Origin of the sequence: Streptomyces sp. NPDC001714 (genome assembly GCF_042892755.1) — a bacterium.
In the GTDB taxonomy this organism is placed as follows: Bacteria; Actinomycetota; Actinomycetes; order Streptomycetales; family Streptomycetaceae; genus Streptomyces.
Genome location: NZ_JBIAUL010000034.1, coordinates 17,675 through 44,095, shown reverse-complemented (window position 1 = coordinate 44,095; position 26,421 = coordinate 17,675). Strand labels below are relative to the sequence as shown.

16 protein-coding genes and 1 pseudogene are annotated in these 26,421 nt (G+C 71.6%); 6 read left to right on the top strand and 11 right to left on the bottom strand.

Annotation, left to right across the window (positions count from 1 at the left end; genetic code table 11):
- Nucleotides 1–118 precede the first annotated feature (118 nt).
- Nucleotides 119–1,738 carry a glycoside hydrolase family 76 protein gene (locus ACFY0P_RS47830; protein ID WP_388928814.1) on the top strand — a complete coding sequence of 540 codons (1,620 nt, stop codon included), beginning with the start codon at nucleotides 119–121 and terminating at the stop codon, nucleotides 1,736–1,738.
- A 213-nt stretch (nucleotides 1,739–1,951) separates the two neighbouring features.
- On the opposite strand, the gene ACFY0P_RS47825 is transcribed toward ACFY0P_RS47830, so the two are convergent.
- Nucleotides 1,952–2,953, bottom strand: coding sequence for a peptidoglycan-binding protein (locus ACFY0P_RS47825; protein ID WP_388928786.1), 1,002 nt, complete (start codon nucleotides 2,951–2,953; stop codon nucleotides 1,952–1,954).
- Nucleotides 2,954–2,961: 8 nt separating this feature from the next.
- Entirely contained in the window at nucleotides 2,962–3,108 is a 147-nt protein-coding gene (locus ACFY0P_RS47820) for a hypothetical protein (protein ID WP_388928785.1), read from the bottom strand.
- Nucleotides 3,109–3,581: 473 nt separating this feature from the next.
- Between ACFY0P_RS47820 and ACFY0P_RS47815 the strand changes: the two genes are divergently transcribed.
- Nucleotides 3,582–4,073: an RNA polymerase sigma factor gene (locus ACFY0P_RS47815; RefSeq protein WP_388928784.1), complete on the top strand. Its 492-nt coding sequence runs from the start codon at nucleotides 3,582–3,584 to the stop codon at nucleotides 4,071–4,073.
- The gene (locus ACFY0P_RS47810; RefSeq protein WP_388928783.1) at nucleotides 4,070–4,684 is read left to right on the top strand and encodes a methylated-DNA--[protein]-cysteine S-methyltransferase; all 615 of its coding nucleotides are present in this window, start codon (nucleotides 4,070–4,072) and stop codon (nucleotides 4,682–4,684) included. The genes ACFY0P_RS47815 and ACFY0P_RS47810 overlap by 4 nt, the downstream gene beginning before the upstream one ends.
- A gap of 130 nt (nucleotides 4,685–4,814) precedes the next feature.
- Here the strand turns inward: ACFY0P_RS47810 and ACFY0P_RS47805 are convergent, their stop codons facing one another.
- The 5 genes from ACFY0P_RS47805 to ACFY0P_RS47785 all read right to left on the bottom strand — a co-directional run bounded on the left by ACFY0P_RS47805 (nucleotide 4,815) and on the right by ACFY0P_RS47785 (nucleotide 10,892).
- Nucleotides 4,815–5,960, bottom strand: coding sequence for an acyl-CoA dehydrogenase family protein (locus ACFY0P_RS47805; protein ID WP_388928782.1), 1,146 nt, complete (start codon nucleotides 5,958–5,960; stop codon nucleotides 4,815–4,817).
- Nucleotides 5,961–6,102: 142 nt separating this feature from the next.
- Nucleotides 6,103–7,185 carry an AraC family transcriptional regulator gene (locus ACFY0P_RS47800; protein WP_388928781.1) on the bottom strand — a complete coding sequence of 361 codons (1,083 nt, stop codon included), beginning with the start codon at nucleotides 7,183–7,185 and terminating at the stop codon, nucleotides 6,103–6,105.
- Nucleotides 7,186–7,246: 61 nt separating this feature from the next.
- The gene (locus ACFY0P_RS47795; protein WP_388928780.1) at nucleotides 7,247–8,668 is read right to left on the bottom strand and encodes an aldehyde dehydrogenase family protein; all 1,422 of its coding nucleotides are present in this window, start codon (nucleotides 8,666–8,668) and stop codon (nucleotides 7,247–7,249) included.
- Nucleotides 8,669–8,670: 2 nt separating this feature from the next.
- The gene (locus ACFY0P_RS47790) at nucleotides 8,671–9,549 is read right to left on the bottom strand and encodes an SDR family NAD(P)-dependent oxidoreductase (RefSeq protein ID WP_388928779.1); all 879 of its coding nucleotides are present in this window, start codon (nucleotides 9,547–9,549) and stop codon (nucleotides 8,671–8,673) included.
- The gene (locus ACFY0P_RS47785; protein ID WP_388928778.1) at nucleotides 9,546–10,892 is read right to left on the bottom strand and encodes a flavin-containing monooxygenase; all 1,347 of its coding nucleotides are present in this window, start codon (nucleotides 10,890–10,892) and stop codon (nucleotides 9,546–9,548) included. The genes ACFY0P_RS47790 and ACFY0P_RS47785 overlap by 4 nt, the downstream gene beginning before the upstream one ends.
- A 336-nt stretch (nucleotides 10,893–11,228) precedes the next feature.
- Here ACFY0P_RS47785 and ACFY0P_RS47780 point away from each other — a divergent pair, with 336 nt between their 5' ends.
- From ACFY0P_RS47780 to ACFY0P_RS47770, 3 genes are all read left to right on the top strand, one after another.
- On the top strand, nucleotides 11,229–12,500 hold the full coding sequence (locus tag ACFY0P_RS47780; protein ID WP_388928777.1) for an MFS transporter: 1,272 nt from the start codon (nucleotides 11,229–11,231) through the stop codon (nucleotides 12,498–12,500).
- 170 nt (nucleotides 12,501–12,670) lie between these two features.
- Nucleotides 12,671–13,402: an ABC transporter ATP-binding protein gene (locus tag ACFY0P_RS47775; protein WP_388928776.1), complete on the top strand. Its 732-nt coding sequence runs from the start codon at nucleotides 12,671–12,673 to the stop codon at nucleotides 13,400–13,402.
- 234 nt (nucleotides 13,403–13,636) lie between these two features.
- On the top strand, nucleotides 13,637–14,605 hold the full coding sequence (locus ACFY0P_RS47770) for an ABC transporter ATP-binding protein (protein ID WP_388928775.1): 969 nt from the start codon (nucleotides 13,637–13,639) through the stop codon (nucleotides 14,603–14,605).
- A gap of 65 nt (nucleotides 14,606–14,670) precedes the next feature.
- On the opposite strand, the gene ACFY0P_RS47765 is transcribed toward ACFY0P_RS47770, so the two are convergent.
- The 4 genes and pseudogenes from ACFY0P_RS47765 to ACFY0P_RS47750 form a co-directional block, all read right to left on the bottom strand.
- Entirely contained in the window at nucleotides 14,671–17,505 is a 2,835-nt protein-coding gene (locus ACFY0P_RS47765) for a hypothetical protein (RefSeq protein ID WP_388928774.1), read from the bottom strand.
- A gap of 35 nt (nucleotides 17,506–17,540) precedes the next feature.
- Nucleotides 17,541–20,780, bottom strand: coding sequence for an FtsX-like permease family protein (locus tag ACFY0P_RS47760; RefSeq protein WP_388928773.1), 3,240 nt, complete (start codon nucleotides 20,778–20,780; stop codon nucleotides 17,541–17,543).
- A 664-nt stretch (nucleotides 20,781–21,444) separates the two neighbouring features.
- Nucleotides 21,445–21,642 (bottom strand): annotated as a pseudogene (locus ACFY0P_RS47755) (CorA family divalent cation transporter); the annotation flags it as partial.
- 366 nt (nucleotides 21,643–22,008) lie between these two features.
- On the bottom strand, nucleotides 22,009–26,082 hold the full coding sequence (locus ACFY0P_RS47750; RefSeq protein WP_388928772.1) for a hypothetical protein: 4,074 nt from the start codon (nucleotides 26,080–26,082) through the stop codon (nucleotides 22,009–22,011).
- Nucleotides 26,083–26,421 lie beyond the last annotated feature (339 nt).

Here is a 26,421-nt window from a genome sequence, read left to right as displayed (position 1 = left end):
CTGCGTCCTGGCCTGCGACACGCTGGACCCCTCGCAGGCCCGGCAGGAGACCTTCCCGGTGCCGGACAAGGACCTCAACGGCCGCCGTCTGGAACTGCACGTGTCCGACGCGGACGACATGGCGTGGGCCAGCATCGACGACGGCGTGACCGGGGACTCGGTGTGGCTGGACCGCTCCTGGGACGGCGGCACCACCTGGGAGGGGCTGCTCGGCAAGGCGAGCATCCCGGGCACCTGGACCGGCACCAGGACGCTGATGTACAACATCACCGACCCCCGCGACCACCGGCGCGGGCTGGTCCGGGCCTGCGGTGACGCGGCGGGGGTCGGCTGCACGAACTGGGTCCGTCCCACGGTCTGCGACAGCCTCTGCGACGGCACGAGTGCGGGGCAGGCGGCCGGCGACGACCAGCCGGTACCGTCCACCACCCTCTACGGCCGCATCATCCGGCTCCACGTCGACCAGCGGAACTCCATGGCCTGGGCGAGTATCGACAGCGGTGGCGCCGGTGACGAGATCTGGCTGGACCGCTCCTGGGACGGCGGCTCGACCTGGCCGGACGGCTCCTCCCTCGGCCGGACCGCCACCCCGTCCGGAGCCACCGGCACCCGTACCGCGATGTACGCCACCCGCGACCCGCGCGGCCTCCTCTACGGCGGCGCGGTCCGCGCCTGCGGCCGGGAGGCGAGCCACAACGAGGGCAGCTGCACCGCATGGGTCAGGCCCGCACCGACCAGGGCGCGCGCGGCGGCGGACGCGCTGATGACGTCGTACGACCCCTACAACGGCTGGTGGCCTGGCAGTTGGTGGAACTCGGCCGCCACCCTCACCTCGATCGTCGACTTCGCGAAGACCACCGGCACCCACGACTACGACTGGGTCATCGCGCGCACCTTCGACCAGAACAAGGGCGCCTTCGCCGCCGGTGCGCGCGGTTCGGACGCGATCGAGGGCGACTTCATCAGCCGTTCCATCGACGACTCGGGCTGGTGGGCCATCGCCTGGATCGACGCGTACGACTACACCGGCGACTCCCGGTATCTCGACGAGGCCGTCACCATCGCCGACTACGTCCAGCAGTACTGGGACACCGGTACCTGCGGCGGGGGCGTGTGGTGGGACCGCGAGCGGACCTACAAGAACGCGGTGACGAACGGGCAGTACCTGTGGCTGACCACCGCACTGCACCAGCGCATGCCGGGCGACACCGTCTGGCTCCAGCGGGCGACGGCGTCCGCCGCCTGGTACAGGGCCAGCGGGATGATCGACTCGTCAGGTCTGGTGCACGACGGCCTGACCTCGTCGTGCACCAACAACGGCTCCACCGTGTGGAGTTACAACCAGGGGCTGGCCATCGGCGGCTTCACCGAACTGTGGAGGTCGACCGGCGACAGCTCCCTGCTGACCACCGCGCGGACCCTCGCCGACGCCGCGATCGGCAACTCGGCGATGACCGTCGGCGGCGTGCTCACCGAGTCCTGCGACGTCGGTTCGGCGTCCTGCGACGACAACCAGAAGCAGTTCAAGGGCATCTTCATGCGGAACCTCGCCGATCTCGCGACCGCCACCGGCGTCGGCACCTACCGGAGTTACCTCCAGAGGCAGGCGGACACCCTGTGGGCGCAGGACCGGACCTCCCTCAACGCCCTCGGTGAGCGCTGGGCCGGCACCAGCCCCAACCAGAGCGACTGGCGGACCCAGGCGAGTGCCCTGGGAGCGCTCACCGCCGCGGGATGACCGCGGATCGGAACCGGCCACCGAGGGGCCGGCCCTCCTCGGCCCCGGAGCCGGGCCCGCCGCTCGAACGTCACGTACAGGACGGTGCCCCGCCGCACGGTGACGGCGGGGCACCACAGGTCGCGCAGTGGGGAGGGGCTCAGGTGCCGCCATGTCTGGTCAGGCGCATGCGTTCTCCCCCGAGCCGATGGATGCTGCGCGGTGCCGGCCCGGTCAGAAGGTGCCGGCGTTGAGGGCCTTCTGGAGCTGGGCGGTGGTGCTGGTGTCCCAGGTGTCCTGCGGGGTGAGGCCGAGGTGCTTGTTGAGGGCGGTGACGGTGTCGGGTCCGGTGACACCGTCCGAGGTCACCTGCAGGTAGGCCTGCAGGGCCTTGACGGTCAGCGGACCGAAGGCGCCGTCGACGTCCAGCCCGGCCCCCGTCCTGCCGTTGAGGGCGCGCTGCAGGGCGGCGCAGGTGGCGGGCCCGAACTGGCCGTCCACGGCGAGTGGGGCGGGCGACGCGACGAGTGCCTTGGGCTTGATGACATCGTTGCGGCCGGCGAGGGCGGCCTTCATCACGGCGGCGGTGTGGGGTCCGTACTCTCCGTCCACGGTCAGCCTGTGCTTCGACTGGAAGGTGCGGAGCGCCTTGTCGGTGGCGGCGCCGAACTGGCCGTCGATGGTGAGGCCGGCCTTCTGCACGGTGTTCAGGTTCTGCTGCAGGGTCCTGACGGCCTTGCCGGTGGAACCTGTGCGCAGGATGCCGTCGTGGCTCGGCATCGGGGCCGCGCCGTCGTACGCGGGGCGGCCGTACCCGACCACGCATGCGCGGCCGCGGACCCGGCGGCGGAACGCGTCGGAGGTGTTGCCCTCCAGGGTGGTGATGGTGCCGTTGGAGTGGACGGCCTCCACCAGGCCGACGTGGTCGATGCCGCTGATGGAGCGGCCGCCGGAGAAGTCGAAGAAGACGACGTCGCCGGGACGGATGCCGCCCAGACCGTAGTGCCAGCGGCCGTGGCTCTGGAAGGCGCGGGCGTGGGCGGTGGTCAGGGCGAACTTGCCCATCACGGCCTTGAGGTTGTCGGAGTGGGCGGCCTCGTAGCTGATGGACATGTCGCACCAGGGGCCGGAGAAGCCGTACCAGGAGGTGACGGTGTTGTGGTTGGAGCCCGGCGGGTGCTCGGTGGTGCCGAGCAGCTTGCGGGCGGCGGCGATCATTCCGTTTGCGGTTCCCATGGCTGGTGTCAGAGCTCCATGTCGTCGGGGAGTGCGTCGAGGTCGGAGGTGACCTCGTGGGTGGGGTCCTGGCTGACGCCGGTCTGGTCGGGGTCGATGTCGAAGATCCCCGCGCCGCCCTCCGGGTAGGGCGGCGTCTGTTCGTTCTCGCTCATGAGCCTTGGCTCCTCGTCGCTTCGGTCGGGTGGTGGGCCGTCCTGCCTGTGCCTGTGCCGGTGTCGCGTCGTGCCGTCCGACAGCTGCAGCGGGCCTGGCGACCGCCGTGCATCACCGAGTTCAGCGGTCCGGGAATTGAATGGGCAGCCGGTTCTGCCACCCTGAACAATGGCCCCGCCGCAGGTCACGGACACGGCGTGGCGGCGTTGGCCGAAGGAAGCGGGCGGCAGGAGGGGGAGCTGTCGACGGCTGGGCGTCCGGAGAGCCCGCTCGGCCCCGGCACCGGACCGGCCCTGCTTGCGCCGCTGCCGAGCCGAGCCCTGGTATAGCCGGTCGCGGAGCGCCTGGGCCGGTGATCACGAACGGCACGGACCGAAATCTCACGTCGTGCGGGCGACGTACGTCTACCAGCCGGGAGAAGGGAGACGCGGATGAGCACCAGACTCGGCGTGATCGAGACACGGGGATGGGCATGAAACAACCGTTCGAGAACGTGGTCGCGCTGCACGGTGCCGCCGTGCTGCGTGTCTGCCGGGTCGTCCTCGGCCCGCACGACGCGGACGACGCGTGGTCGGAGACCTTCCTCTCCGCCATGCGCGCCTGTCCCGACCTGCCCGAGACGGCGAACGTCGAGGCGTGGCTGGTGACGATCGCGCATCGCAAGGCGGTCGACGTGCTGCGTGTCGCGAAGCGGAGCCCCCTGCCGGTCGGCGAGGTACCGGAAGCACCGACAGGGCGGGGCATCCCGGACTCCGGGGACTCTGATCTGTGGGCCGCGGTGAAAGATCTCCCGAGCAAACAGCGCCAGGCCGTCGCCTACCGCCATGTGGCGGGGCTGGCATACGCCGAGATCGCGGAGATCCTCGGCGGCACCGTCGACGCGGCCCGCAGAGCCGCCGCGGACGGGCTCAGGAATCTCAGGAAGAGGTATCCGGGCGCGATCACGAGAGGAGCATCATCATGAGCGGCATGCGCGACGACGACATGACCGCCCTGCTGTCGACGCCCGTGGACGCCGACACTCTCAGCCGGCTCCACCGCCGTCTGGAGCGGGCGGCAGAGCGAGCCGATCTCGTCGATGTCGCTTACACCACCATCGACTCACCTGTCGGCAAACTGCTGCTCGCGGCTACGCCGAAGGGGCTGGTCCGCGTGGCCTACGCCGGTGAGGACCACGATCGAGTTCTGGAAGCCCTCGCCCAGAAGCTCAGCCCGCGCATCCTGCGCGCCCCGAAACGGCTGGACGAAGCGGCTCGCGAGATCGACGAGTACTTCGCCAAGCACCGCCAGGTCTTCGACCTGACGCTGGACCTGTCGCTGTCGCGCGGATTCCGGCGCCTCGTGCAGACGCATCTGCCCGAGATCGGGTACGGCCAGACCCGCAGCTACCGGGACATGGCCGAGCTCGTCGGCAACCCCAAGGCCGTCCGGGCGGTGGGCACCGCCTGTGCGACCAACCCGCTGCCGATCGTCGTCCCGTGCCACCGCGTGCTCCGCACCGACGGCACGCTCGGCGGTTACGTCGGCGGACTCGAGGCCAAGACCACGCTGCTGAACCTGGAGGCCGCGACATGAACCGTGGAGATCAGGGCGCTGTACGAGCGGGACGGCCTGTTCCGCAGCACCTGGACGGCCCGGCCGGTGCAGGCGCGGACGGCACCTCCCGGCTCATTGCACACGACTTCCTCGTGCACTCGAAGCGCTGCTAGAGGAACGGTGTACGGGCGTCGAGCCCCGACAGCACCCTGCCGTACAGCTCCAGGTTGGCGGCGGGGTTGACGAACGAGTGCAGGGTGAGGGCGTTCAGGTCCCGCACGATCCGCTGGACCGGCACCTCACGGTGCAGGGAGGAGGCGCCCGAAGCGGACCCGATCAGGTCGGCGGCCTCCTTGCACAGCCGTGCCAGATACCCGCACTGCGCCCTGATCCGGGCCCGCTCCTGCGTCGTGTACGGCTCTCCGGCGGCCGCCCTGGATTCGATCAGCCCCACGAAGTCGGCGGCGAGCAGTTCTGCCGAGGAGACCTTCATCGCGGCCTCGGCGAACTGGAGATGCGTCACCGGGGCCTCGTGCTGGCGCTCGTAGAAGGTGTACGTGATGCCCCGCTGATGGATGCGCTCTTCGAACTCCGTCAGAGCCGCCCGTGCCAGACCCAGGGCGTTCGCGGCCGTCCAGGCGCAGAACAGCAGCAGCACGGGCATCCGGTAGAAGGGGTCGGAGCTGCTGCGCCGCGACGGGAACGCGCCCGAGAGCAAGGGTCCCAGCGGCAGAACGCGACGGGCGGGCACGTGAACGTCCTGGGCGACGACGGTGTTGCTGCCGCTCCCGGCCAGACCGGAGACGTTCCAGTCGTCCAGCACCTTGAGGTCGGTCATCGGGATCGCGAGCCACAGCATCTCCGGCGGGCCTTCCCCGGTGTCGGCCACGGCGGTCAGCAGATGCCAGTCGGCGTCCTGACAGCCGGTCGCGAAGGGAGAGTTGCCGCTCACCACATAACCGCCGTCCGCCGGAACGGCTTTCGAACCCGGGATGAGCGTGCCACCGACCCGTACATCGGGACGGGCGAAGATCTCGTCCTGGGCCTCGTCGGGGAACAGGGCCGCGATGAACGCACACCCGGCCTGGATCAACGCCATGAACCCGGCCGACCCGCACGCGGCGGAGACCTGGCTCAGCGCGTCGACCTGAGTCCGTAAGGAGGTCTGGTAACCCCCGTAGTGGCGGGGGACGTTCATGCGGTGGATCCCGGCACCCGTGAGAGCCTCGACGACCTCGTCCGTCACTCGCCGTTCCCGCTCCGCGCGCACGGCGTGCGCGCGGATGAGCGGCTGGAGTTCGCGTACGCGTTCCACGAGTTCGGTGTCCGAGCGAGGTTCTGCTGAACCGGCCAAGGGGCGACCTCCGGTCTCGGGGCACAGGAGAACCCTCACCGTCGCGCCGATCCCGGCGACTGTCAACGCCGCACCAGGGCCTGCCCGGGTTGCTCAGGTTCCCTCACCCCTGAGGGGCGCCGTTCCCGTCGTCTCCGGTGCGGAAGCCCTCACGCAGTTGCAAGGGTGCCATGCCGTGCCAGCGGCGGACCGCCCGGCGCAGGGCGCGTTCGTCGGAGAAGCCTGCCTGGCGGGCCACCTCCCGGAGGGTGAGACGGGGACGGTGCAGGAGTTGTTCGACGCGTTCACGGCGGACGCCCTCGACGATCGCCTCGTAGGAGGTGCCGCAGTCGGCCAGGCGGCGGCGCAGTGTGCGTTCGCTCGACGCGTGTCTGCGGGCCTGTTCGGAGAAGGAGGGGACGACCGGGAGGCTCTGTGCGACGGAGATCTCCAGTACCTCCAGAAGGTCCTGCTGACGGCGACGTGAGGCCATCTGCGCTTCGAGCAGCTCGAGGGTCGAGGCGTAGGTGACGGGATCGCGGCCCGGCATCGGCCGGTTGATCCATGCCTGCGGCACCACCAGCCGGTTGCGGGAGGCACCGAAGTGCAGGGGGCAGCGGAAGAGGTCGCGGAACGGCCGGATGTCGCGCGGGGCGGGGAAGGCGAAGTGGACCTCCTGGGGTGCGAGGTCGGCGCCCGCGGCGAGACGGGTCAGGGAGACGACGCTGGAGAACGCCTCCTCGACGAGGAAGACGCCGACGTTCGGGTCGACCACCGGATCCGGGAGGTCGGCCCGCACCACGTAGTCGGCGCCCTCCCGGCCTGCCGACCAGACGGTCATGGCCCCGGACACGTTCTGGAAGCGCACCCCCGCCTCGATGGCGACCTGGAGGGTGTCGCTGGCCAGCATGGCGAAGCCCAGGAGGCCCCACGCGGTGAGGTGCTGCGCGGCTCCCACCCGCAGCCCCAGGTTCTCGTCGCCGGTGAGTTCGACGGCGCGCCGGATGACGGTGCTGCCCTGGCGGTAGGAGACGCGCAGGGCCGCCGACCCCATCAGGGTCTCGGTGAGACCCACTTCCGTCAGCTCGGGTCGCAGGTCGACGCCGTACTCCCCGGTGATCCGGCTGAGATAGCGCAGGATGTTCGGGGAGATCGTCGCCGACGTGCTGCGGGTGGTGCCGTTCTCCGGACGGGGTGGATCGGGCATGGCGTCTCTCCAGGGCCGTACTGGCGACCACTTTAGGCATTTGCGTCCGGTTCTGGCCTTGCTAGCGGGTGCGGATCCACACCGTCTTCTCCCTGGTCCACTGGGCGAAGGCGTCGGTGGACCGCTCCGCCCCGCCGAATCCGGACTGTTTCCAGCCGCCGAAGGGGGCGGTGATGTCGCCCTCGCTGTAGGCGTTGACGGAGACCACTCCGGCCTGGATGCCGCGGGCGAGCCGGAAGGCGGTGTCGAGGTCGTGGGTCCACAGGGAGGCGGCGAGGCCGTAGGGGGTGGCGTTCGCTGTCCGGATCGCCTCCTGCTCGGAGCTGAAGGTCTGGACGGTGACCACGGGCCCGAACAGTTCCTCGGTGAGGACTCCGGTGCCGTCGGGGGCGCCGACGACGACCGTGGGCGGGTAGTAGGCCCCGTGCGGGTGCAGACCCGCCGGCAGCCCGGCGGTGTGTGCCACGGCTCCGGCGGCGACGGCCTCGTCCACGGCGCGGGCGACCCGGTCTCGCGCCGCCGGGCTGATCAGCGGTCCCGTCCGGGTGTCCGGCTTGGCCGGGTCGCCGATGACCAGGGCCCCGGCGGCGGTCGTGAACCGTGCGACGACCTGGGCGGCGATGTCCTCGTGGACCAGGATCCGGGAGCCGGCCGTGCAGTTCTGCCCCATCGTCAGGAACGCGGCCTCGATCATGTCGTCGATGAGTTCGACGCCGAAGTCGAGCGCGTCCGGCATCAGGACCTGGGGGCTCTTGCCGCCCATCTCCAGGGAGACCCGCTTGAAGTTGGTCTCCGCGGCATCGGCCAGGATCCGCCGTCCGGTCGCCGTCGAGCCCGTGAACGAGAGTGCGCCCACCCCGGGGTGGCGTGCCAGTGCCCGGCCGGCTTCCGTGCCGTAGCCGGGCAGGACGGTGAGCACGCCGTCCGGCAGCCCCGCCTCCGTCGCCAGCCGTGCCACGTGGAGGGCCGAGCGCGGGGTCGCCTCGGCGGGCTTGAGCAGCAGGCTGTTGCCCGCGGCGAGGGCGGGGCCGATCTTCCATGCGGCCATGGCGAGCGGGTAGTTCCAGGGGAGGATCGCGGCGGCCACTCCGACGGGCTCCCGGCTCATCAGGCCCAGGTGGTCGTGGCCGGTGGGCGCGATGCGGCCGAAGACCTTGTCGGCCGCCTCCGCGAACCAGCGGATCGACTCGATCGCGCCGGGCACGTCGCCGGTACGGCACTCCGTGATGGGCTTGCCCGCGTCCTCGCAGTCCAGCCGGGCCAGGATCTCGGTGTCGCGTTCCATCAGCTCGGCGAGGCGCAGCAGCACCGCGGCCCGCTCCCGGGGCGGTCGGCCCGCCCACACCCCGCTGTCGAAGACGCGGTGGGCCCGGTCCACGGCCGTGTCCACCTCGTCCGCGGTGGCGGCGGGCAGGGTGTCGAGCGTCTCCCCGGTGGCCGGGTTGACGACCCGGAGCAGACGGTCGTTCGCTTCCGTGGTCATGATCACGCCTCCTTCACGAGTTCCCAGCGGCCGTCGACCTGCCGGGCCAGTCCTCTGCGGCGCAGGTCCTCCAGGTACCGGGCCAGACCGCGCTCGCCGCGTCTGCGGAAGAGCGGGAGGAGCCGGGGGAGAAGGTTCGGCACGAGCATGGAGAAGCGGACCAGGAGCGACTCGCCGACGCGCGGATACGCCTCCAGGCGCGGCCGGTCGAGCATGCCGGCCACGGCGGCGACGACGTCGGAGGGCTGCTGCGGCGGGTCCTGGAACTGCAGGGAGTTGCCGCCGTCGACGGCCTCCCGGCGCAGCATCGCGGTGTCGGTCGCCGACGGCAGGACCGACCCGACGCGGATGCCCTTGCCCTCCAGGTCGAGGGCGATGGACAGCATCGCGCCGCGCAGCCCGAACTTCGACGCCGCGTAGATGGGGGTCTCCCCCTGGGGGAAGATGCCGGCGAGGGACACGGTGGTGATGATGCGGGGGTCCGCGGAGGCCCTCAGCAGGGGAATGGCGAGCCGGGTGGCCACCAGCGGGGAGATCATGTTCAGGTCGATCTCCCGCTCGATGGTCTCCACCGCGCGCACGTCGAACCGCTCGGTGCTGGTCATGCCGACGTTGTTGACCAGCACGTCCAGGCGGCCGAAGGCGGAGGCGACGTGTTCGAAGAGGTCCGCCACCGCGGCCCGGTCCAGCAGGTCGCAGCCCAGGCCCAGGTGGCCGGTACCGGGGAGGGCGTCCGCGACCCGCTTCGCGCGCTCACCGTCGATGTCGACGACGACGCACACGGCGCCGCCGATCGCGAACCGCCGGCACAGCGCGCTGCCGATGCCGCCCGCGCCGCCGGTCACCAGCATCACCTTGCCGGTGTAGTCGTAGCCGCTCATGCCACCGTCTCCTTGCTGCGGACCACCGGCACCGCCGGGGGGCGTCCCTCGGTGGGCCAGCCCATGGCGGCGGCGACCTTGGTGAGGTACTTGGTGTACGCGGCGCTGTCGACGTAGCCGGTGTGACGCGGGGAGTCCACGAACCGGAGGCCGCCGGACAGGTCCGGGCGGTCGCCCCGGATCATGCGGGCGAACCGTTCGGCGTTCGGCGTGCCCCGGCGCATGTCCTGGACGAAGCCGGCGATCAACTGGGCCTGGGCGTCGAACAGCTGGTAGGCACCGGAGTTGGTCTCGATGAAACCGACGCCGAACAGCCCCTCGTGCTCGCGGGAGAACGACGACAGGTACAGGTCGGGGTGCTGTTCGTCCCCGAAGTAGCGCTGGGCGACGGGCACTTTGTGGACGTAGCCGGTCGCCAGCAGGATCAGGTCGAAGTCGTTGCTGCTGCCGTCGGTGAAGTGGACGGTTCGGCCCTCGGCGCGCACGATGCCCGGCCGCGCGGTGATGTCCCCGTGCTGCAGGTGGTGCAGGAGCATCGAGTTGACCGTGGGATGCGTCTCGAAGAGCTTGTGGTCCGGCTTCTGCAGGCCCAGGCGGCGCGGATCGCCGTTGACGATCCGCAGGAGTGCGCCGAACAGCTTCTGCTCCAGCCACTTCGGCATCCGGGGACCGACGCCTTCGAGGGTGTCCACGGGCCTGCCGAACAGATGCTTCGGGATGAACCAGTAGCCGCGGCGCATGCTGATCTCCGCGTGGTCGGCGGCCCGGGCCGCGTCGCAGGCGATGTCGCAGCCGGAGTTGCCCGCGCCCACCACCAGGACCCGCTTGCCGCGCAGCTCGTCGCTGCTGCGGTAGCCGACCGTGTGCCGGATCTCGCCGCTGAAGTCACCCGGGATCTCGGGGATGTTGGGGTGCCACTGCGAGCCGGTGCAGACCACGACCTGCCCGTGCCGGCTGGTGCGCCCGTCGGCCCGGGTGACCGTCCAGGTGCCGTCCGGGTTCTTCGCCACGTCACGGACGGCGGTGCCGAACTCGATCCGCTCGGTCAGCCCGTAGGCGTCGGCGAAGGACGTCAGGTACGACAGGACCTGCCGTCGCGGGGGGTAGTCGGCGAAGTGGTCGGGCATCGGCCAGCCGCCGAACCCCGAGAGGGTCTTGCTGGAGATGAAATGCGCCGACTCGTACATCGGGCTGCCCGGGTTGTCGATGTCCCACAGACCTCCCGGACCCGTGTGCCGCTCGATGTGCGTGTAGGGAAGCCGCCGCTCACCGAGCGCCCGTGCCACTGCCAGCCCTGCGGGACCCGCCCCGATGACACAGGTGTCGAATTCGGACTCCTTCACGAGTCCACCTCCTCTCGTCGCCACGTTTCGGCGTGGGAGGAACTTAGGCAGCGGGCAAGCGCCCGCGGACTGGCCTGTGCGGCCACAAAGGGGACTCCAGCGGCCAGGCGGCTGACCGGCCGGGGCGCTGATCGGCCGGGGCGGCGCGGGCCGCTGGGCCTGCCGCCCGGCCGGTGGTGAGCGGGTCTCCCGGGGCGCCGTCCGGACCGTGTGCTGCTGGCCGCCAGGGTCCTGCGTGTGGCCGCCGGTGTCCTCCGCCGCGCCGGTCCGCATTCCTACGGTTGCTCCCACTCGGCACGCCGGCCGGCCCACGGTCCGTGACAGGAAGAGGCCCCCATGACCGCATCCGCCGGAGCCGCGGCTCCCCCTCTGCCCGTGCGGGGCGGCCCGCTCGCGGGAGCCCGCCGGGGCACGGCCACCGTGTTCGCCGCCCAGGGCGCGGCGGTGGCCGCCGTGTCCACCACCGTGCCCGCCGTGGAGCTCCATCTGGGGTTGTCGTCCCTGGCGATGACCGCACTCACGATCGCCCTGACGCTGGCCGCGGGTGCCGGCAGCTTCGCGGGGCTGGCCGCCGTACGCCGCTCGGGTCCCGTCACCGTCATGCGTGCGGCGGTGCTGACCGCGGCCGCGGCTCTGCTCGCCGTGGCCTGGGCACCCGGCCGGGTCGCCGCCTCGGCCGCCTACGTCCTGTTCGGGCTGGCGCTCGGCGCCATCGACGTGTCCGTCAACACCCGCGCGGCCACCGTCGAACGCCACTACGGACGCAGCATCCTCTCCTCCTTCTACGCCGCCTGGAGCGCCGCGGGCGTGGCGGCCGCGCTGCTGACGGCGGGCGTCTCCCGGCTGGGCTGGCCGATCCAGTACGTGCTCACCGCGCACGCCGTACTCGTGGCCCTCCTGGCCCTGACCGTCCGGCCCCACGTCCTCCCGCCCGTGCTCTCCCCGCCCGGCGACGGGCCGGTGCCGGACGAGGAGGTCCTGGGCCGACGGGTCTGGGCGCGGCTCGTCCCCTTCGGTGTCGTTCTCCTCGTCGCCTACGTCGTCGACTCCACCGTCTCGGCATGGTCGACCGCCTACCTTCACCAGACCCTCGCCGCGTCCCTGGCGGCCGCGCCGCTCGCGTACGCGGCCTACCAGGCGGGCACCGTGACCGGCAGGGCGGGCGCCGACCTCCTGGTCCGCCGGGTCGGGCCGGTTGCGGTGGTCCGTGCCGCCGCCCTGCTCGCGGCCGCCGCCCTGGCCGCCCTGGCAGCGGCCCGGAGCTGGCCGTCCGCCGTCGTCGCGGCAGGGTGTGCCGGCCTCGGAGTCGCGGCCCTCACCCCGCTGTGCGTCGCCGCCGCCGGCCGGCTGCGACCCGGCGCCCCCGAGACCGTGCTGGCCCGGCTCAACGTCTTCAACTACGTCGGCGTTCTCGTCGGAGCCGGCGCGAGCGGGGGCCTGGGGGCGGCGGGCCACTTCCGCGTCGCCTACGCGATACCCGCCGCCCTCGCCCTGGCCCTGGTGACCACCGCACGCTTCTTCCGTACCGACGGCACCCGGGCAGCCGCCGGTGCCGGCACCACGCTGCCCGGGACCAGTTCACCCGTCCCCAGTGGCCGTACCCCCTGACCGTCGGTGCCGTCGGCTGTCCAGCGCGCTGGTCCCGCGCCGGACCGCGGCGGCCGGGGTTCGTCCGCCGGACGGCATGCCTACGGCTGACCTTCCGGCGGAGGTCCCCCGTACCGTACGGTGCGGATGCAGGACCGCCCCGGCCAGGGAGGCGGGATGGGGGAGGAAAGATGTACGAGCAGCCCAGCGGTCACGGCGCCGTTGCGGACGTCGGGACGCCGGCCGGCGGGATGGTGGTGGTCGAGGACCTGCGCCGCACCTACGGCAGCGGCGACACCGCCGTCCATGCTCTGCGCAGGGTCTCCTTCACCGTGCAGCGCGGCGAACTCGTCGCTCTCAGAGGGCGTTCCGGCTCCGGCAAGACCACCCTGCTGAACCTGATCGGCGGCCTCGACACTCCGGACGGCGGCCACATCACCCTGGACGGCACCGACCTGGCCGGCCTCGGCGCCGACGACCTGCTGGCGCTGCGCCGCGACCGCATCGGCTTCGTCTTCCAGTCCTTCGGCCTCATCCCGAATCTGACCGCTGCCGAGAACATCGGGGTTCCGTTGCGCCTGCGGAAGGTCCCGGCCCGCGACCGCGAAGCCCGCGTCGGCCTGCTGCTCTCCCTCGTCGGCCTCTCCGACCATGCCGACCAGCGTCCCGGCGAGCTGTCCGGCGGTCAGCAGCAGCGGGTCGCGATCGCCCGGGCGCTCGCCAACGACCCGGCCCTGATCATCGCCGACGAACCCACCGGCCAGCTCGACGCCGACACCGGTCTCACCGTGATGAACCTGCTGCGCGCCGTGGTCCGCAGCGAATCCGTCACCGCTGTCGTCGCCACCCACGACACGCAACTCCTCGCGCTCGCCGACCGCGTGCTCGAACTTCGCGACGGGCGCATCATCGAGGACAACTGACGGCACCCTCCTCTGCCGAGGCGGCCGGGACGGAACCGCCGGGGAGGACGGCGCGGGCAGCGGCACCGATCCCGCGCGCCATGCTGATCGGTGTGCCGCCGCCGGCCTGGCGGATCACGCCCCTCGTACAGGCTTCCGCATTATCCTGGCGACTGTCCGACAGCGTTGTCCGCAGAGCTCACCTCGTCGGGGGACCGTGTGCCAGTTCACGAACAGCCCACCGGGGCACCGGACTTGGCCGAGCTACGCCGGCGGGCCGCGGCGGCCGCCATGCCACGACGCGAGGCGGGGCTGGTCGTCTGCGAGAACCTGGTGCGGATCTACCAGACCGAGGGCGTCGAGGTCCAGGCCCTCCAGGGCCTCGACCTGACCGTGGCCGAGGGCGAGATGATCGCGGTGGTCGGGGCCTCTGGGTCCGGCAAGTCCACCCTGCTGGGCATACTCTCCGGCCAGGACGTGCCCACCGCGGGTGCCGCCGAGGTCGCCGGACATGACCTGCTGGCGATGAAGCGCCGTGAGCGGCTCGGCTACCGGCGTCGCACCGTGGGCTTCGTCTGGCAGCAGACCTCCCGGAACCTGCTGCCCTACCTCTCGGCGGCGGAGAACGTGATGCTTCCGATGACGTACACCGGGATCAAGCGCTCCCGGCGCCGGGCCCGGGCGGAGGAACTGCTCGACCTGCTGTCGGTCGGCCACTGTCGGGACCGTACCCCCGACACGCTCTCCGGCGGCGAGCAGCAGCGGGTCGCCATCGCCGTCGCCAACGCCAACGAGCCGCGGGTGCTGTTCGCCGACGAACCCACCGGCGAACTCGACACGGCCACCAGCGACGAGGTCTTCGCGGCGCTGCGCCGGGCCAACGAGGACCTGGGGGTCACCGTGGTCGTGGTCACCCACGACACGCTGGTGTCCGAGCAGGTGCAGCGCACCGTACGGATCCGCGACGGCCGGACCTCGACCGAGGTGCTGCGCCGGGTCGCCACCGGCGAGGACGGCGTGGAGGTGCTCACCGCCGAGGAGTACGCGGTGCTGGACGGCAGCGGTCGGTTGCAGTTGCCGGGCGAGTTCACCGAACGCCTGCACCTGCGCAAGCGGGTGCGTCTGGTTCTGGAGAGCGACCACGTCGGTGTGTGGCCCGACGAGGCCGCGCGCCGGGCGAGGTCCGACGCGCAGGACGCGGCGGGCGGCGGCCCCGAACGCTGAGAATGCCGCCGGCGAGCGGTGAGCGGGCCGCCCGGTGGTTGCCCGGCCCCCTGTGTGCCGGGCCTTCAGGCGAGGCGCAGTACGGCTCCCAGGCCACGACGGCGGGCCAGGACGGTCTCGGTGACCGCGGCGGCCAGGATGAGTGCGGTCACGCCGGCGACGATGGCAACGGTCAGTGAGTAGTCGGTGCGCAGCGCCGGTTGGGCGGGGCCGCCGGTGAATTGCCGCAGGTCCAGTGTCCGCGCCAGCAGCCGCGGTTCGAGCAGCCCGAGCAGCGTGCCGCCCACCGCCGAGGCGACCGCCAGCGGCAGCAGTTGCAGGAGGTGCAGCGCCCCGGCTTCCCGGGCGCCGAGTCCGAGCGTGCGCAGGAACGAGGTGGTGCGGCTGCGCTCGTGGGAGGTGAGGGTCAGTTCCAGGATGAGCGCGAGCAGGCCCGACAGGGCGGCCAGGACCGAGCTGGTGGTGTATATCGTGCCGAGTCCCCGCGTCAGGCCGTCCGTGCGCAGGGCGCTCAGCGTCTCGGAGCGGACGCGGATCCGGGCCGTCGGCCCGAGCGCCCTGGCCGCCGCCGACCGCAGCGCCGTGGGTTCGGCGGTGCCGGGATCGTCGACCTTGAGGAGCAGGACGGTGCTTCCGGAGGGCTGCGGGGGCAGCAGCTGCTCGGCTCCGGCGGTGGTGATCAGCATGGGCGTCCCGGCGGGGAGCTGCGCGGTGACGGGCCCGAGAAGAGGGTCGCGCAGCTCCGCGGCGGTGAGGGTGCCGACCGGCTCGAAGGTCAGGTTCACCGGGGCTGCCCCGGCGGGTACGACCGTGGCGGTGAAGCCGCCGGTGCGCTCGCGCGCCCGCAGGCCGGGTGAGAGCAGGGACGGCAGCGGGGCGCCGGCGCCGGCCCGGGTTCCCGTCGGGGTGCCCAGCCGGGACAGCAGGGCGTCGGCCAGCGGCGACTCCGGGGCGACGGCGGCCAGTTGCCGGGGATCCACGGTGATCACGGCGGCCGAGGAGATCACCGCGCCGTCGGTCTGTCCCGCCAGGTCGAGCGTGTACAAGTGCTGCAGGGCGGTCCGTGTCCCGGTGCCGCCGGCCCCCGGTGAGACGGTCACGGTCCCGGCCGCGGTCGCACTCGCGTCGGCGCCGGTGGTCCATGCCGCACCGGTGCCCAGGCCGTCGTCGATCGTACGGTGCACGACGCCGCCGAACACGGCCGTACCCAGGGTCAGGACCAGGACGAACAGGGCCATCCCGGTCGCCGGGGCGTCGTGGGCGGCCTGGGCCGTCCCGACGAAGCCCACCGCTCCCCGGCGGCGCCGGGTATGCCGCAGCACCGGCCGCAGCACGAGGGGGTAGATCCGCAGCAGGAGGAGTACGACGGTCAGCGCCACCAACACCGGCACCCCGCCCAGAATGCCGTCGGGGCCCTGCGAGCGCAGCGCGACCACGCCCGCCGCAGTCGTGATCAGCACCGTCAGCTCCAGGACCACGCGTCGGCCGACGGCGACGGTGCGGCGTGAGCGCAGCACCCGGCGGGGTCTGCGCGGCTCCCGGACCGCGAGCCAGGCCATCAGCGGCACCGTCAGCGCCACCACCGTGGCGGCGAGGGCGGCCGGCACCGGCCGCGGTGATCCGGACGTGCCGTGGGGAGCGAAGGCCTCTCCGGCCGCCCAGCCGAGCAGTGCGGCGATCAGTACCACCGGCCAGGTCACGGCGGAGCGCAGCAGCACAAGCCGCGCGGTGGACGCGCCCCGCGCGCGCTGCAATCGCAGGTGCGCCTGCCTTCGGCGCAGCAGCAGCCGTAGCGCGACGGTCACGGTGGCCAGCGCGACCGCGGCCAGCGCGTCGACGGCGAACGTCGCCAGTTCCCTTGCCTGTTGGTCCTGAGCGGTGAAGGCGGCGAGCAGCGGTGTCAGGGAGTCGGTCACCAGCAGGGGCCCGGTGGCCTGGCCTTCGACGAGGCAGCTGAGGTCGCCGGTGATCGGGTCGGCCCCCTGGCACAGCTCGGCGCTGAGGTCCTGGCTGTAGTGGGACAGCGGCCCGGTCAGCGCGCGGGCCCGGTCGCGCGCCGCCCCGGACAGGTCGGCGCGCAACTGCCAGGTCACCCGCGGTCCGCCCACCCCGCGGCCGGCCAGCAGGTCGGCGGCGTCGAGGCCGACGAGGCCGCGGACGGCGAGTACCGTGCCGGCGGAGTGCTCCGCCGGGTAGCGTGACGGCTGGTCCAGCGTCTCCCGGCCCGACCAGAAGCCGTCGGTGGCGGCCGTGGGGCGGTAGATCCCGCTCACCAGCAGCACTGCGCGGGGCGGGGCGTTCTGTACCCCGAGGGTCTTGGCGAACTCAAGGGTCAGCCGGCTGCCGGCCCGGACGCCGAGAGCCTGCGCGGTGGTCTGCGACAACCCGATCTGGGGGGCGGTGCCCAGCGGTGTGTGGTCGGCCGGCGCGTGGCCGCTGACGTAGTGCAGGTGGGCCCGCGCGGAGGGCAGATGGCTGACCGTCAGCTCGGTGCTGGTGGTGGCCGGCCCCGGCGGCCGCGGTGAGATCAGGGACGCCTGGTTGTAGTCGTAGTCGCCGCCGGTGATGGTCACATGCCGGGCGGCGGGGCCGCTGAGCTGCTCGGTGAGGGTGCGGCCGGCGCCGAGCAAGGTGGCCATGTCCATGGCGGGCGGCTCGGTGCCGAAGACCTCTGGTGTGGTGCTCAGGCTGATCAGGGGCGCTTGGACCTGCGTGGCGTCGACACGCTGCCGCAGTGCCCGGTCCTCCTGGCCGCCCGCGAAGGCGGGGCCCCAGGCGCAGAGCCCCGTCAGCACCAGGACCACCACCGCCAGGCAGGCCAGCAGGGGCAGGTCGCCGCGGGTCTCCTTGCGTATCAGGCGCCGCGTCACCGCCCCGCCCGTGCCCACGGTTCGCGTCACCGTTCGCCCCTTCCGGTCGTGTCCGGCCGCCCCGCTCAACGGTCCTCCCCGGCTCGCAGCACACGGACCAGGTCCACCCGGGCCAGCAGCCGGGCGAGCGCCAGTACGACGGCGCCGACGGCCACGGCGGTCACCACCGCGGTGAGCGCCACGGTGCCCCAGGGGACGACCAGCGGCAGCGGGGGATAGGGGGCCTGTCCGCTGTCGTCCACGGTGACCAGTGGCAGCACCGCCGATGCCAGGGCCGTGCCCATGAGCGCCCCGGGGACCACCGCGAACAGCACCAGACCCAGTTGCTCGGCGCTCAGCAACGCGGACAGGCTTGTGGCCCGGACGCCGATCGCCCGCAGCAGGGCGAACTCCGTGCGACGCTGCCGGGTGGAGACCACCGCGTGCACGGTGAAGGCGATGACCGCGAAACCCGGGGCCAGATACCGGACCAGTTCCAGCACCCGGCGCAGCCCGCTGCGGAACGGGTCGGCCCGTAGGGCCGCGGCGGTGCGGGCCGTGGTGGTGACGCGCCCCAGCGCGGGCTGAGCGTCGGCGGCGGCGGCCGTGCGCGCGCTGTCGAAGCTGGTGAGCCACCAGAACGCCGGACTCCCCTGGTCGGCACCGGCCCGCGTCATCGCGGTGGCGAGTTGGCGCTGGTCGGCGATCAGATGCCCCTGTCCGTGGCCCAGTCCGGGCAGCGAGTCGACGCGACCCACCACCTTGACGGGGACCTGGGCGCCGCCCAGGTCCAGGGTGGTGGTGCTGCCCACGCCCAGGCGCGCCTCGCTCAGCGCCGAGGCGTCAGCGCGCACCGGCAGCGGCGCCGGCCGGCGGGCCGGGCCCGCCACGATGCGCAGTCGGCTGCCCGGCCGGGTCTCGTAGTCGCTGCCGGCCAGGACGCCGAACGCGTCCTCGCTTGCCCGGGAGGCCCGGATGCCGGTGCTGATGGTGGTCCGGAGGACCTCGGAGCCACCACGATCGACCGAGCACACCCCGGGGGTGCCGGGACCGTAGCCGCCGGACGGCTTTCCCCGGCATGCCCCCGCGGTGGAGTCGGCGGCGTGGTCCGTGCCGTCGGCCCAGACCTGCCCACCGGGCAGCCGGGTGATCCAGGTGTTCGCGGTGGTGCGCGCGCCCACCCGGATCAGTTCCAGGTCCAGCCGCGCGGGGCGTACGTTCGGCTGCGGCAGGACGCTGACGGCGGTCACCGTCAGCGGATAGTCCCGCGGGTGGCCGCCGCTCAGCGCCACGTCGAGGGGGACCGCGACGGTGTGCCTGGCTCCGTCGGCGGCGGGCAGGCGGGCCGTCACGGTGCCGGCGATGCCGGACGCGTCCTGCACGGTCAGTTCAAGGGTCGGCGCCGCCCGGCTGCCGTCGCTGCTCAGCCGCTCGTCCAGCAGCAGGGCGGTCGGACGCCCGGGGAGCCCTATCCCGTAGACGACCGGTGACGGGGTGCGGGGAGCGGGTCCGCCGATCGTGCCCACCAGGTCTTCGGTGGTTCCGCCGGGCAGGTTCGCCGTCGACTGCGTCACCGGTGTCGCGGACGTCACCGCCGGCAGAGCGCGATAGGCGGCACCCAGTACGGAGGAGGGGTAACTGTCGTCTGCGGAGGGGGAGATCCGCACGTCCGCACCGACGGCGAACGCGGCCTCCTCGGACGCCAGGCCGCCCAGGCAGGCCAGCGCGGTGGCGGCGAAAGCGCTCACCGACACGGCCAGGCACATGAGTACCACGGGTCCCGCGTTGCGGGAGGCCCGCCGGCTCAACTGCCAGCCGGCCAGCGCCGGGACGAGGCCCCGGCTGCGACGGCCGAACGCGTCCAGCAGCACAGAGGCCAACGGCAGCAGACGGAGCAGCAGGAGGGCGGCGGCGCCGGCCACCAGGGCCGGCACCAGGACCAGCACCGGGTCCGCGGACGCGTCGCCGGAGCCCAGGCCGGCGAGCAGTGAGTGGTGCCGCCGCAGCTCCAGGTAGCCGAGGGCCGCGACGGCCGTCAGCGCCAGGTCGGCGCCGAGCCGCTGCGCGGCGGCGGCCCGTGCGCCGCGGGCCGGCCGTGACCGCGCCGACGGCAGCACGGGCAGCAGCACCGCCGCGGCGTGCACCAGCAGGGTCAGACCCACCGCCGCCCACGCGCCGGTGCCCCGACTGCCGGGGTGCAGCAGCCCGGCCACGAAGGGCGCGGCGGCCGCGGCCGGGACGCCGGTGAGAGCCCACTCGGCCGACGCGCCGCGCAGCAACCGCAGGGTCCCGGCGCCTCTGGCCCGTTGGAGCGCCAGCTCTTCGCGCCGACGCACCGTCAACTGACGGGCTGCCAGCACCAGGGTGGCCAGGGCGAGGGCCGCCAGCATCACGCTCGGCAGGTACAGCGAGGACCGGGCCGCCACCATCGGCACCGTCAGGTCGTCGATCGCTCCCGGCAGTCCGGAGACCACCGTCAGGTCGTCCAGCGACGGCTGCCGCCCGCGGAACACCGACACGCGGCTCTGGCTGCCGGAGAAGGCGCGCAGCCGGTCGTGCAGCCCGGCGAGGCTTCCCGCGTCGAGACGGGAGTAGTCGGGCTGCACACTCCAGTGGGCGGTCAGCTGCCCGTTCAGGACGGCGCTGCCGTTGAGAGCCGACGCCGACACCACCAGCAGGTGCTGGTCGGCGGTTTCCCCCTCGGTCAGGTCGCCGGCCATCGCGGGCCAGAACCCGACGGCACCTGTCGCCCGGAAGACGCCGGTGATCCGCAGGGTCATGGCGCGCCCGAAGGCGTCCCGCACCTGGACGCCGGAACCGGGTCCGATGCCCAGCCGCTTGGCCAGCGCGTCGGGCACCGCCGCGTCGACCGGGGCGGTGGACCCGGTGGCGACGCGGACGTCGGGGAGCGAGGTGAACGCGCCGGCCGGGGCGTGGGCCGCGCCGGCGGGCCACCGTCCGGCGACCAACCGCCCGAACCTGCCCCCGTCCTGCACCGCGACCGGGTGCAGCCCGCTGCCCCCGGGAACGCGCGGCGGACCCGCCACCCCGTCGACCTCTGTCACCGAGACGGGCGACGTGCCCAGCAGTCCCACGTAGGTCCGCTGCGGCACCCCGGCGAACACCCGCTCCGCGGCGGCCCGCACGTCGCGATCGGCGGCGGCCATTCCGCCCGCCCGGAAGGACGCGCTGACGTTCACCTGCGCGTCGAGGTCGGCAGCCAGCCGCCGCACGGCGCCCGCCTGCACCGAACTCCCGGCCAGCGCGGCGAGCGCGGCCAGCGCCGTCGCACACAGCAGCACGGTCACCGCGACAGCGGCCAGCACCAGCCCGTGCTGTGCGGCCCGCCTGACAACGGCGGGAAGCCGCGGTGGGGCCGGGCGCGGAGCACCCGGGCGTCGCCGCGGCGAAGACGTCGAGGCCGTGGCGACCACATGAACCCCCGCAGAATCGAACATGTGACGGTAACGGCGCGTCACAGTCCTACCAGGCATCCCCCCAACCACACAAGAACGTTGATCTCTTCCAGCCGAGCCGCAGAGCGACCGGAGCCGTGAATCGCGCTCGGCAGCAACTGGCCTTTCTTTACAACAAGTTGGCAGAGCCGCCGGGTCCGTCGCCTTTGGAGGGTCCGTGGAATACGATCTCCGTGCCGGCGGGGAACACATCGACGGGGCCACGCGGCGTGGACGTCCTGCCGGCACTGGTGGTCGCGACGGGCGTCGCACCGCCCTCCGCCGCGACGGCGGGTCAGACTCTTCAGGGCCTGACGCGACGCGGAACACCACAGAGCCCGGAGCGGACCGTGACCCGGCGAGCTTCCGTGTGCTCGATCGCACGAGGACGGCAGCATCGAGATCGGGCCGGGCGAAGGGCTCGGTGGCGCGCAGCCGACGATCTCAGGAGAGCGCCCAGTGGCCTTGAGCGGGGCTTCCACCGGCTACCCCGGCTCCCACGCGGCTCTGACGTAGGCTCTCAGCGGCCGGTTGCTCAGAGCCAGTCCTTCCGCTTGAAGATGAAGTACAAACTGGTGCATACGATCGCCATCAGGATGATGGCAAAGGGGTAACCGAGTACCCAGTGCAACTCCGGCATCTCCCTGAAGTTCATCCCGTAGATCGTCCCGACCAGTGTCGGGGCGAACAGAATGGCCGCCCAGGAAGAGATCTTCTTGAAGTCGTCTACCTGGGGGCGCTGACCTGCGGTGATGCTGCCGGGGGCGCCTCTGACCTGGGCTGATCCGTCTTTCTGGGCCTTTCACGCTCGTGCCCGGTTACGCAGTCGATTCTCCCCACGCGCTCCCCAGCGCCGCTCGTACTCCCCAGATTCTCCCCAGAGGGGGCAGGGGGATGATCGTGGCGGCGTGGTGGAGGAGGTCCGCCGGCCATGTGCTCCGGTCCCACCTCGTGGCCGACAGCGGCAGGAGAGTCAGTACTGCGACAGCCGTAGCGACTACTCCGGTGCAAGCGCATAACGAGCGCTCCTTGCTGTGCCCTTGGGCGAGGGCGGGGTGTCCGGGCGGTCTATGTCCGGGCACCCCGCCGGGGCCAGTTGTCAGTTGTCGGGTCCGAGGGCGGTCAGATCGAGAGTGGCCGTGGCTGCGAGATAGCCGTTGGCGGTGAGGTTGACGTGGTCGCCGGTGTCGTAGTTTTCCGGTGCTGTGCCGGCGTCGAGTTTGAGTGGTAGGGGTTCGGTCGTGGAGTTGGGGTCGACGGGTACTGCCACGGCCGTTTCGGTGTCCGCGTAGCTGACCTTCGGGGTGGTGAAGTCGACTTGGTCGGTGATCCAGGTGTTGGTGTCGGTGCGGTTGGCGTCGACTGCTGTGGTGCAGGGGGCGTAACCCTGGCAGGGGGTGAGGGTGGTGAGGACGACCTTGATGCCCCAGCCGCGGAGTTGGGCGACGAGGGTGGCGTACGCCTCTTCCACAGTGGTGTCGTCGGTTCCGGCGACGATGTCTTCGAGTCCCTCGTCGACGATCACGGTGGTGATGCCGGGGAGGGTGAGGACGTCGCGGTCGAGGCGGGTGAGGGTGGCCGGTCCGCCGCGGGCCTGTTCGGTGGTGAAGCGGTTGTTCTCGATGCCGGTGGCGACGACGCCGTAGTCGGGTATGCCCTGTTCGTTCGCCTGGAGGGCGTTGGCGAGGTCGTCGGAGAGGCGGGGCGTGGTGAGGCCGGGGGTGGTGGCGTCGGCGAAGGGGTCGACGAGTTGGTCGCCGAGGACGGCCACGGTGGGCCGGCTGTCGCTGGTGGTGACGTCGATGCCGGTGAGGATGTTGGTGAAGTAGCCCGAGAAGACTCCGGTGCCGGTGAAGGCGGTGTCGGTGGTGTCCGCTGTGTGGTCGCCGGAGCCGACGGCGCTGACGTACTGGGTGGCTGCGCTCGCCCAGCTGTGCTGCACGAGGTAGGGCGAGTCGTTGACCAGGTGGAGGCTGATCATGAGGCGTTTGCCGGGGGTCGCGGTGTAGGCGGCCGGGTCGGTGTAGATCTCTCCGCCGATGGGGATGGTGACGGACTTGCTGCCGCCGTTGAAGGTGAGGTCGGTGGGTTTGGCGGTGGGAACGGCGTTGGAGAGCTGGGTGGCCAGGGTGGCGTGGTCGATCGTCAGAGGGGTGCGGCCGAGGGTGTTGGAGAGCCTGAGGCGGACGTTGGAGCCGGCCACGCTGGGGTCGGCGGTGATGCGGAAGGTCTGGTCCTTGTAGTCGGTGCTCTCGTAGTTGAACGCACCCTCGTTCGGGCTGCTCCAGGCACCCGTCCACGTCGATCCGCTGGCAGCGGTGGTTGTGTCGCGGACGGCCATGCCGAAGAGGTGCAGCCCTGGGGTGTACTTGCGGGCGGACGCGGTGAGGTCGGGCAGGGTGACGGAGCTGACCTTCGCTCCCGGCTTGAGGGGGACGGCGAAGGCGTAGATGTTGGTGCTGCGGGTTTCCTGCGTGCCGGTGGAGAGGTTGCGGTGGGGGAGGGTGACGGCGGCCAGCGCGTTGGAGCCGTAGACCCAGTCGGGGACGGTCAGGTGATAGGCGGCGGTGGTGCCGTCGGCGTAGGTGATGGACCCGTAGGGGCCGCCTGCGCGGCAGTCCTCGTACTGTCCGTTGCCTAGGGTGCACTCGGTACCGCCGACCGAGGTGCCGTCGGGGATGACGGGACTGGAGTAGTCGTCCTCGGCGCGTTGGGAGCTGACGAGGCCGTAGGTGGAGAATCCGAGGAAGACCAGGGCCTTGCCGCCGGTACCGTTCATCTGGATCGTCTGATTGGCCGCCAGGACGTTGTCGCCGGCGGCGGAGCCGAAGGCGGGCAGGGTGAAGGCGGCGCCGTCAACCGTGATCTTGCCGCCGGGCTGCCAGCCGGCTGCCTTGAGGTCCTGGAGGGACATGGTCGCGCCGTAGCCGTCCGCGTCTGCGGCTGCCTTGTTGGCGTCGTCGGTGACGGCGGTGTTGTTGAACGCGGCCTGCAGACTGGTGAACGGCTTGTCCGCGTTGCCTACGTGGCCGAGCGCGGTGAACTGGTACTGCTGCTGAGTGGACACGTTCCCGGCGGAGTCGACTGCATAGACGTACAAGGTGTGGGTGCCGGGAGCGGTGGGTGTGACGGTGATGCTGGCTTTGTTCGCGGTAGCGGGGGCGATCTCGGAAGTCGGTGTGTTGGAGGTGGGCGGGGTGGCGTCCAGCTCGTAGAGGAACTTGGTGGCGCTGTTGGTGGTGAGCGTGAACGTGTCCGGGGTGCCGGCTGCCGTGACGCCGGGTTTGTCCTCGGGGTAGAGACCGGCCGGGTCGGCGACGCTGGGCGGGTTGGGGGCGGTGAGGTCGACGGTGAAGTGGCAGGTGGAGGATGGCTTGCTGGTGTCCTTGCCGTCGCTTGAGGTGACGTTCCAGCTGACCACGTCACCGGACTTCAGGCCACTCATGAAGCTGGAGGAAAGCTGCTTCGGCGCGTTGGCGCCGCTGGCGACGGTGGCGCTCGCTGTCGTGGTGGCGGCGGAGCTGTTGACCCAGTACTTGTACGTCGCAGCCAAAGCGTCCTTGTCGCCGTCGCTGACGACGGCGTTGAGCGTGGGTGGCGTGGTGACCAGGGTCTTGCCGATCACGGGGTAGGGCGTCCCCGTTCCACAGCCGACCGAGTGCGTACCGAACTTCGCGGCCAGCGTTCCGGGCGCCGTGGGGACGTGGTTGTACTCGATTGACATGGAGGGGTTGTTGGCGAAGCGTTTGAAGTAGTTGCCGTCGCTGCTGCTCTCCTGGCTGTTGACCAGGGCGAAGGTCCAGCTCCCGTCCTTCGCGGCGGCCTTCTTCGCGATGGTGGACGTGACCGAGAACCCGCCGGACGGTTCGCTGGTGCAGGCGGGACCGAAGCTCTTCGTTGCCAGCAGGCTGGACAGGGCGGGCCGGTTGCTCCACGTGGTGCCCGCGCCGATGGCGCCCGTGAGATACAGCTTGACGTCCGATGTCAGGCTGCAGCTGGCCGAGTAGTTCTCCTTTGCGTCGACCGTGGCGGCCACGATGTGGGTGCCCCAGACGCTGGAGGGGATGCCGAGCTGGAAGTAGGAGCGCTCGTCGCCGATGCACCCGGACCAGCTGTTGTAGCCGACGCCGGGATCCCCGTACTGCGTGGAGTCGTAGTTCTTCGCCGACGAGCAGCCCTGCTGCGTCTCCGCGTAGTGCTGTTTGCTGCCGGTCGCGTAGTGCGGGTTCCAAGTGGGATCGATGTAGACCGGGTACCTGGTATCCGAACCGGTGAGCAGCGCCTGGTCCGGAGTCAGTGTGAGTTCGGTGCCCTTGACGTCGTCGCTCACGTGGGCGACCTGCGCGCCGATTCCCGGAAGGGGGACGCTCGCGTTCGTGGCCGCCGACGTGGTGCGCGCCCGGGCGGAGCCACTGGACGAGGAGGAGTCCCACATCAGCGGCTGCGGCGCGCTGAACATCACCTGACCTGCTGGCGAGGTGGCCTGGAGGTTGTCGTGGCCGTCGTCGGTGACGGCCACGCCGGTGGCGTGGGTCGTCAGCTTCAGGGTGGCCAGCGCGGGGTCCTTGGCGGCGTCCGCGGTCTTCACGACGATGAGTTCGGTGAAGCCGCCGAGGGTATTGGCGGTCAGCCGCAGATCCACGTCCTTGAGCACGTCCGGGTACGTGATGGTGGCCCCGGACACGGTGGGGGTGGGCAGTGACTGGGGCCAGGTGAAGGAGAGTTGGGCCTTGTCACTGGTCATGGAGACCAGTGGCGCGGTCCCGCCCCCGGAGAAGACGAGCGGCTCGGAGGCCGCAGCGGGGCTGTAGGTGCCGTCGGTGTTCCGCTGGAGCGTGGCGTCGACGGGCTGCCACGTCCCGTTCTTTCTGACCCGCTCGGGTAGCAGAGTGGTGGTCCAGGTGACCGTGCCGGACGGATTCGCCCGCACCGTGGCGGTCTCGGTTGTCAGGGCGTCCACCTGGACGGCGCTCCCGGTGCTTGCGGCTTTGCTCTGCGCGTCGGCCAGAGCGGCCTCCTGCTCCTTGGAGAGCCCAGAGTCGTCGGCTGGCCGCGTGGTGCCCAGCGGACCGTCCGGGCTGCTCTGCGGCAGCGAGGGCGCGGGTGTGGACACCGGCATCGAACCGCCGCTGTCGGCGGCGGCCGGCACCGCGGTCACCACAGACAGCGACATGACACCGGCTGCAGCCGTAAACATAAAACGGGCGAAAAATCGCGGCCGTTTAGTGGCTTGTTTCCCCACGTAATGCGGAGTGGAAATCTCGGACATCTGCCCCCCCAATGTTGCGTCCGAATGCTAAGCAGGCGATGGGCGCGAGGAGGTTATACACAAATTCTTCCAGCCGACAACCGATGGCTGAAAACAGCCATTGTTGAGTGAACTTCAGAGATGAGTGCTGTGTGCAACTTGGTTACCTGAGGGGATAGTTGGTGAAAATTTGGACTGATCACTGGCCATTCGTCCTTGTTCCGGCGTGCTGACCGGCATTTTTTGGTGCTGGCTAGAGACGTT